At 36.5% G+C, this 7,994-nt stretch carries 6 protein-coding genes; all 6 read left to right on the top strand.

Annotated features, from left to right (window positions below):
- Positions 1 to 340: 340 nt before the first annotated feature.
- The 6 genes from hemW (at position 341) to M2139_RS13960 (ending at position 7,868) form a co-directional block, all read left to right on the top strand.
- Complete coding sequence (gene hemW, locus M2139_RS13985) at positions 341 to 1,501, top strand: radical SAM family heme chaperone HemW (protein ID WP_280739459.1); 1,161 nt, start codon at positions 341 to 343, stop codon at positions 1,499 to 1,501.
- Between the two features lie 144 nt (positions 1,502 to 1,645).
- On the top strand, positions 1,646 to 2,680 hold the full coding sequence (gene hrcA / locus M2139_RS13980) for a heat-inducible transcriptional repressor HrcA (RefSeq protein WP_280739460.1): 1,035 nt from the start codon (positions 1,646 to 1,648) through the stop codon (positions 2,678 to 2,680).
- 25 nt (positions 2,681 to 2,705) lie between these two features.
- Complete coding sequence (grpE, locus tag M2139_RS13975) at positions 2,706 to 3,239, top strand: nucleotide exchange factor GrpE (RefSeq protein WP_280739461.1); 534 nt, start codon at positions 2,706 to 2,708, stop codon at positions 3,237 to 3,239.
- Between the two features lie 68 nt (positions 3,240 to 3,307).
- Positions 3,308 to 5,134: a molecular chaperone DnaK gene (dnaK, locus tag M2139_RS13970; RefSeq protein WP_280739462.1), complete on the top strand. Its 1,827-nt coding sequence runs from the start codon at positions 3,308 to 3,310 to the stop codon at positions 5,132 to 5,134.
- A 338-nt stretch (positions 5,135 to 5,472) separates the two neighbouring features.
- On the top strand, positions 5,473 to 6,627 hold the full coding sequence (gene dnaJ / locus M2139_RS13965; RefSeq protein ID WP_280739463.1) for a molecular chaperone DnaJ: 1,155 nt from the start codon (positions 5,473 to 5,475) through the stop codon (positions 6,625 to 6,627).
- A 155-nt stretch (positions 6,628 to 6,782) separates the two neighbouring features.
- Positions 6,783 to 7,868, top strand: coding sequence for a glycerol dehydrogenase (locus M2139_RS13960; protein ID WP_280739464.1), 1,086 nt, complete (start codon positions 6,783 to 6,785; stop codon positions 7,866 to 7,868).
- The last annotated feature ends 126 nt before the right edge of the window (positions 7,869 to 7,994 follow it).

Raw genomic sequence — 7,994 nt, 5'->3', positions numbered from 1 at the left:
TTTCGTATCGGGTCATAAAATTCATCCTCTCGTAGATAAGTTTAATCTATTTCCGTCTCTACGAAAAGTTGTCTAAGATTTGATACTAACACCAATGAGAATGAGTGTCCTAAATTTGACAGTATGTATTTAGGTCAGACATTTAGCTTGGAAGGGGATATGTTTTTTGAGTAATCTAATCAAGTTTAACAATATTTTTGCAAATGTAGCAGATTAAAAGCTATAATGGAACGAGTTGGTCATTTGAATGCTATAAATTTATAACCAAATGATGAAAGCAGCATAAGAAAAAATGGCACGGTTTTTGGCACGGATACGCTATTTGAAAGGATAAATTAACGTGGGAAATATACATAAAGGCAGTAGTAACAAGGCTTCAGCTTATATTCACATTCCTTTTTGTGAACATATTTGTTACTATTGCGACTTTAATAAAGTCTTTTTAGAAGGCCAGCCAGTTGATGAATATATTGAAAAGCTTCTATTAGAAATAAAATTAGCGAAAGAACAGTTTAAAAATCAGCAGATGGAAACTATTTATATTGGTGGTGGTACGCCAACTTCTCTTTCAACTAAGCAATTAGATCGACTTTTGGCGGGGATTCGAGAAGAATTGATTTTTGATGATGCTAATGAATTTACGATTGAAGCCAATCCTGGCGATTTAACTTTAGAAAAATTACAAGTTATTAAAAATTATGGTGTTAATCGTTTATCAATGGGGGTGCAGACTTTTGATAATCAGCTATTGAAGAAGATTGGCCGTAAACATACAGCAGAAGATGTTTATCAAACGATGAAGTTTTTAGAGAAGGAAAATTTCGCTAATGTTAGCATTGATTTAATTAATGCTTTACCGGGACAAAGTTTAACGAGTTTTCGTGATACCTTGCAAAGAGCGCTGGAACTTGATTTACCACATTATTCTTTATATTCTTTGATTTTGGAAAATAAGACGATGTTTATGAATTGGGTGCGGCAAGGGCGCTTGGCGATGCCTAATCAAGATTTAGAAGGTGAAATGTTTGATGAAACGATTATTCAAATGGAAGCCGCTGGACGCAAGCAATATGAAATTAGCAATTTTGCTTTGCTTGGAAAAGAGAGCCAACATAATTTAGTTTATTGGAATAATGATAATTATTATGGTTTTGGTGCCGGTGCTAGTGGCTATTTAGGGAATATGCGTTATAAAAATCATGGTCCCGTTCAGCATTATTTAGAGCCGCTACGCAATAATCAATTGCCGATTATTGAAAAAGAATTTTTAACCCTTGAAAATCAAATGGAAGAAGAAATGTTTCTTGGTTTACGGAAGCGAGCGGGCGTTTCTAAAAAACGTTTTGCGGAGAAGTTCGCAAAAGAAATGATGACAGTCTATGGTGAGATTATTAAAGAGCTGTTAGCTAAAAAACTGATTGCAGAAACTGAAGAATCAGTCTATTTAACTGAAGCAGGACTGTTTATTGGCAATGAAGTTTTTGAACAATTTTTACTATAAAATTAAGAAAAGTTAAAAATTAGCACTCTCTTCGATAGAGTGCTAATTTTTCGTTTGTTTTTCTTGACATTAAAAAGAAATATGATATATTAATAATTGTGTTAGCACTTAAAAGATAAGAGTGCTAATGGAAGGTGATGAAAGATGTTAACTTTAAGACAACAAAATATCTTACGCCTAATTATTCAACACTATACTGAAACAGGTCAACCTGTAGGCTCAAAGAAGTTAATGGAAGCGGGAATTGCAGCTAGTTCAGCGACGATCAGAAATGAGATGAAACTGTTAGAAGAATATGGCCTATTACAAAAAACGCATTCTTCTTCTGGACGGGTTCCTTCATTAACTGGCTATCGCTACTATGTCGATCATTTATTGCAACCAACTGAAGTCAACGATCGACAAATTATGACGATTCGTAATTCTTTTGGCAATGAATTTCAAGAGATTAATGAAATTATTCGTCAATCAGCGGATATCTTAGCTAGTCTAACCAGCTATACAGCTTTTTCTTTTGGGCCTGAAGTCAAAGAACGTAAATTAACTGGCTTCCGGATTGTTCCTTTAAATAATCGGCAAATTATTGCTTTAATTGTCACTGACAAAGGAAATGTTGAAAATCAAATTTTTAACATTCCCGATGGTATTACTAGTGAAGATTTGGAAAAAGTGGTCCGGATTATTAATGATAAGTTGGTGGGAGAACCTTTATTAACGGTTTACCATCGCTTGCGTACCGAAATTCCGATGATTTTACATAAGTATTTTCAGACAACAGAAGGAATTGTTTCGTTATTTGACAAAATGTTAGGGCATGCTTTTGAAGAAAAAGTTTATGTAAGTGGTAAAATGAATTTATTGGATTTTGATCCAAGTCAAGATTTGAATCAATTTAAAATGACTTACTCTTTAATGAAGGATGCGGATGAGTTGACGCAACTTTTTAATCCTGATAGTCATAATATTTCCATTCGGATTGGTTCGGAGATTGGCAATGATTTACTGGAAAATTTAAGCTTAATTCAAGCGAGTTATGAGATTCAAGGACACGGTCGGGGCTTAATTGCTTTATTAGGACCAACTAGTATGCCTTATTCTAAAATATTCAGCTTAGTCGATGTATTTCGTCAAGAGCTAGCTGATAAATTAGCCGCTTACTATCGTGAAATTGATGGATAATGAGGTATAGAAGGGAAGTTTAAGCGTGAAAAAAGACAAAAAGCAAGATGAAGTAAATGAAGAAATTCAAGAAGAAGCGGTTGAATCGGCAGCAGAGGAAGTAATTCTTTCTGAAGAAGATACACTAAAAGCTGAGCTTTCAGAAATGGAAGATAAGTTTTTAAGAGCGAGAGCCGAAATTGCTAATATGTCTAGTCGTAACCGGAATGAACGAGAAACACTTCAAAAGTATCGTTCACAAGATTTAGGTAAGAAAATTTTACCAGCTTTGGATAATTTAGAAAGAGCTTTAGCGATTGAAGTTTCTGATGAACAAGGCGCTAGTTTGAAAAAAGGGATTGAAATGGTACAAGAAAGTTTACTATTTGCCTTGAAAGAAGAAGGAATTGAAGAGATTCCGGCTAAAGGGGAAGCTTTTGATCCTAATTTACATCAAGCGGTTCAAACAGTACCAGCAACAGATGAACTACCTGCTGATACAATTGTTGAAGAACTACAAAAAGGATATAAACTACACGATCGTGTGCTAAGAGCTTCAATGGTAATTGTTGCTCAATAGTATTGGCACAAGCTTTTAAACGGATCGTTGCAAATAAAAATATTTTTTAAAGAATAGGAGAAATTACAATGAGTAAAATTATTGGTATTGACTTAGGAACAACTAACTCTGCCGTTGCGGTATTAGAAGGTGGCGAAGCGAAAATTATCGCTAACCCAGAAGGAAATCGGACTACACCATCTGTAGTATCATTTAAAAATGGTGAAATTCAAGTAGGGGAAGTTGCAAAACGTCAAGCGGTAACTAACCCAAATACAATCGGTTCAATTAAACGTCATATGGGTGAAGCTGGTTATAAAGTTGAAGTTGAAGGCAAATCTTATACACCACAAGAAATTTCGGCGATGGTTTTACAATACTTAAAAGGTTTTGCTGAAGATTATTTAGGTGAAAAAGTGGATAAAGCAGTAATTACTGTACCTGCTTACTTTAACGATGCGCAACGTCAAGCAACTAAAGATGCTGGTAAAATTGCTGGCTTAGAAGTTGAACGAATTGTCAACGAACCAACAGCAGCAGCATTAGCTTATGGTTTAGATAAAACTGATAGAGATGAAAAAATCTTAGTATTTGACCTTGGTGGTGGTACTTTTGACGTATCAATCCTTGAATTAGGTGATGGTGTCTTTGACGTACTTTCTACTGCTGGTGATAACTTATTAGGTGGGGATGATTTTGATAATAAAATCATTGATCACATGGTTGCTGAATTCAAAAAAGAAAACGGCGTTGACTTAGGTCAAGATAAAATGGCGCTACAACGTTTGAAAGATGCTGCTGAAAAAGCTAAAAAAGATTTATCAGGTGTAACAAGTACACAAATCAGCTTACCATTTATTACAGCTGGTGAAGCAGGTCCATTGCATTTGGAAATGACTTTAACTCGTGCGAAATTTGATGAATTAACTCATGATTTAGTAGAACGGACTAAAATTCCAGTTCGCCAAGCGTTAAAAGATGCTGGTTTAGCACAATCTGAAATTGATGAAGTGATCTTAGTTGGTGGATCTACACGGATTCCAGCGGTTGTAGAAGCTGTTCGTAAAGAAACTGGCAAAGAGCCAAATAAATCAGTTAACCCTGATGAAGTAGTTGCAATGGGTGCTGCTATTCAAGGTGGCGTAATCACTGGTGATGTAAAAGACGTTGTATTGTTAGATGTAACACCATTATCATTAGGGATCGAAACAATGGGTAGTGTCTTCACTAAATTGATTGACCGTAATACAACTATCCCAACAAGTAAATCACAAGTCTTTTCAACTGCGGCTGACAACCAACCAGCTGTTGATATTCATGTATTACAAGGGGAACGCCCAATGGCTTCTGACAACAAAACATTAGGTAGATTCCAATTAACTGATATTCCAGCTGCCCCTCGTGGTGTGCCACAAATTGAAGTAACCTTTGATATTGATAAAAATGGTATCGTAAATGTTTCTGCTAAAGACTTAGGTACACAAAAAGAACAAAAAATTACGATTAAATCATCTTCAGGTTTAACAGACGAAGAAATTGATCGCATGGTGAAAGACGCTGAAGCCAATGCTGATGCAGATAAAGCGCGTAAAGAAGAAGTTGACTTACGTAACGATGTAGATGCTTTGTTATTCACTGTTGATAAAACATTGAAAGAATTAGAAGGCAAAGTTGACGCTGAAGAAGTTAAAAAAGCTGAAGATGCTCGTGATGAATTAAAAGCAGCCGTTGAAGCGAATAACATTGAAGAAATGAAAACAAAACGTGATGCTTTAAATGAAATCGTACAAAACTTAACTGTAAAATTGTATGAACAAGCAGCTGCACAACAAGCACAAGAAGATCCAGAAGCTGCTCAAGGTGGCGCCGATGATGTAGTCGATGCAGACTTTGAAGAAGTTGACGGTGACAACTAATTTTATTGATTGATGGGCAGGGTGGGGCGCAATGCTCCACCCTGATTTTCTGAAAACAAGTTGTTCAGATTTCTTTTGAATTATGGTATGATGACAAAGATGTTAATAGTGCAGACTATTTTAGCTGAACAAATGAATTTTTAGAGATTCTTTTAATGAGCAACGAGAGTTTAGTAAAACAAAAAAGTTGTTTTATTAGCAGTTAAACTCACAGCGTTGAATTAACAGCATGTCAATTCGCCTTATGAAAATATATGAGTTGAATGATATACATAGTGAGAATCAAACTAAATTTTCAAAGAAAATTTAGTGCTGCGAAAAGAACTAGGAGGAAGTCAATGGCGAAAAGAGATTATTATGAAGTCCTTGGCATAGCCAAAGGTGCTTCAGATGATGAGATAAAAAAAGCCTACCGTAAGTTATCAAAAAAATATCACCCAGATATTAATAAAGAAGCAGATGCTGAAGATAAATTTAAAGAAATTTCTGAAGCCTATGAAGTATTAAGCGACGCTCAAAAGCGAGCTGCTTATAATCAATATGGTCATGCGGCTACTGATTCTAATTATGGTGCTGGTGGCGGCTTTAGTGGTTTTGGCGGTGGCGGCAGTTTTGGTGGATTTGAAGATATTTTTGATTCATTTTTTGGCGGTGGCGGCAGCAGCAGATCAGTTGATCCTAATGCACCACGTCAAGGTTCAGATTTGCAATATACAATTGATTTGAAATTCGAAGAAGCGATTTTCGGTATTGAAAAAGAAATCAAATATAACCGTGAAGATATTTGTCATACTTGTGGCGGTAATGGGGCAAAACCTGGTACCCAGCCTACAACTTGTCATAAATGTCATGGGGCAGGTACGATTAATGTTGAGCGTCAAACACCTCTTGGCCGCGTAATGAGCCGTCAAACTTGTGATGTTTGTCGTGGTACCGGGAAAGAAATTAAAGAACCTTGTTCAACTTGTCATGGAACAGGTCATGAAAAGAAAGCTCATAAAGTTAAAGTTAATGTGCCCGCAGGTGTTGAAAATGGGCAACAAATGCGCTTGACTAATCAAGGGGAAGCTGGCTTAAACGGCGGACCTTATGGTGATTTATATGTGATTTTCCGAGTAGAAGACAGTGATATTTTTGACCGTGAAGGCGCTGAAATTTTCTATGAACTACCATTAAGCTTTGTGCAAGCGGCTTTAGGTGATGAAGTGAAAGTTCCTACTGTTCACGGGGAAGTGAAACTGAAAATTCCAGCTGGTACACAAACAGGCACGAATTTCCGGATGCGTGGAAAAGGGGCACCACGTTTAAGAGGTAGCGGCAGTGGCGACCAACACGTTCGTGTGAAAATCATTACGCCGAAAAACTTAAATGAAGAACAACGTACCGCATTACGGGCTTTTGCTGAAGCTGGCGGACAAACCGTTACTGAACAACAAGAAGAAGGTTTTTTCGATAAAATGAAAGATGCTTTCGGTGGCAAAAAGAAAAAATAAATAAGTGAACGTCTATAAAAGGCAGTCTCTGAAGTGAAGTTTCAGGTGGTTGCGAACTTTTATAGGCGTTTTTTAATGAGCAAGATAAGCATTGAAAAAAGTTGCTGTATATGTGAAAATATACACAAATGGTTTAGATGGGAGAACTTAGGATGATTCGTACATTTTGTAGTCCAGCAAATTATATTCAAGGAGCCAATATTCTTGATAGTCATTTAGAGGTTTTTAAAGCTTTAGGGAAAAATGGCTTAATTATTACCGACAGTTTTGTGTGGGAGATGACAGGGGCGAAATTAGCCACTCAGCTTGCAGCGATGGGTTTAGCGATTAGTAAATACTTATTTAAAGGTGAAAGCTCTGAAGAAGAAGTAGCGGCAATTAAAGCCAGCGTGGCAGCTGATTTAGATTTTGTAATAGGTTTAGGTGGTGGTAAAGCGATTGATGTTGCTAAAAGTGTCGCTAATCAATTAAATTTACAAATTGCAATTGTGCCGACTACCGCGGCTACCGATGCACCAACGTCTAGAATTTCCGTTATTTATCAAGAAGATGGGAGTTTTTCTCACTATCAATTATTGAAAAAAAATCCAGATTTGGTTTTTGTTGACACGGCAGTAATCGTACAAGCACCGACAAGATTTTTAGCTTCAGGAATTGCTGACGGCTTAGCAACTTTTGTTGAAGTTCAAGCAATTCAAAAAGGCCATGGCAAAAATTTAGTAGGTGGTAGTAGTACGCTAGCGGCTTTAGCGATTGCTGAGCAATGTGAAAAAACTTTATTTGCTGAAGGAGAATTAGCCCTAAAAGCCAATGAGATGAAAGTAGTGACGCCAGCTTTTGAAAATGTGGTGGAAGCCAATACTTTATTAAGTGGTTTAGGTTTTGAAAGTGGTGGCTTGGCAGCCGCTCACGCTTTACACAATGCGTTTTCAGTTTTACGGAGTGAAGTTCATCAACTGACTCACGGAGAGAAAGTGGCTTTTACTACTTTAGTACAATTAGTTTTGGAGAATGCTCCCTTATCCCGTTTAAATCAATTTGTAAAGTTTTATCAAGCATTAGGGTTACCAACGACTTTAGCTGAAATGAAATTGGCAGATTTAAGCGAAGCGGATTTAAAATTAGTAGCTGCTCATGCGGTTAATGAAAATGATACGTTGCAGCAAATGGGACTTAATTTAACTGCTGCTGATATTTATGCTGCGATACTTACTTTAGATAATTATGTAAAAAGTTTATAAAATTGAAACACCCCAACTTTCGTTAAAGCGGAATGTAGTGACCCCAAAAAGTTAGACTTTTTCGGAGTAGAGAAATCTACTCCGTTTTTTGTTGTTTTCAAATTAACTATTATGCAGCTTTCTGTG

Origin of the sequence: Enterococcus sp. PF1-24, from assembly GCF_029893325.1 — a bacterium.
GTDB lineage: Bacteria > Bacillota > Bacilli > Lactobacillales > Enterococcaceae > HY326.
This window is presented reverse-complemented; position numbering and strand designations above follow the sequence as displayed.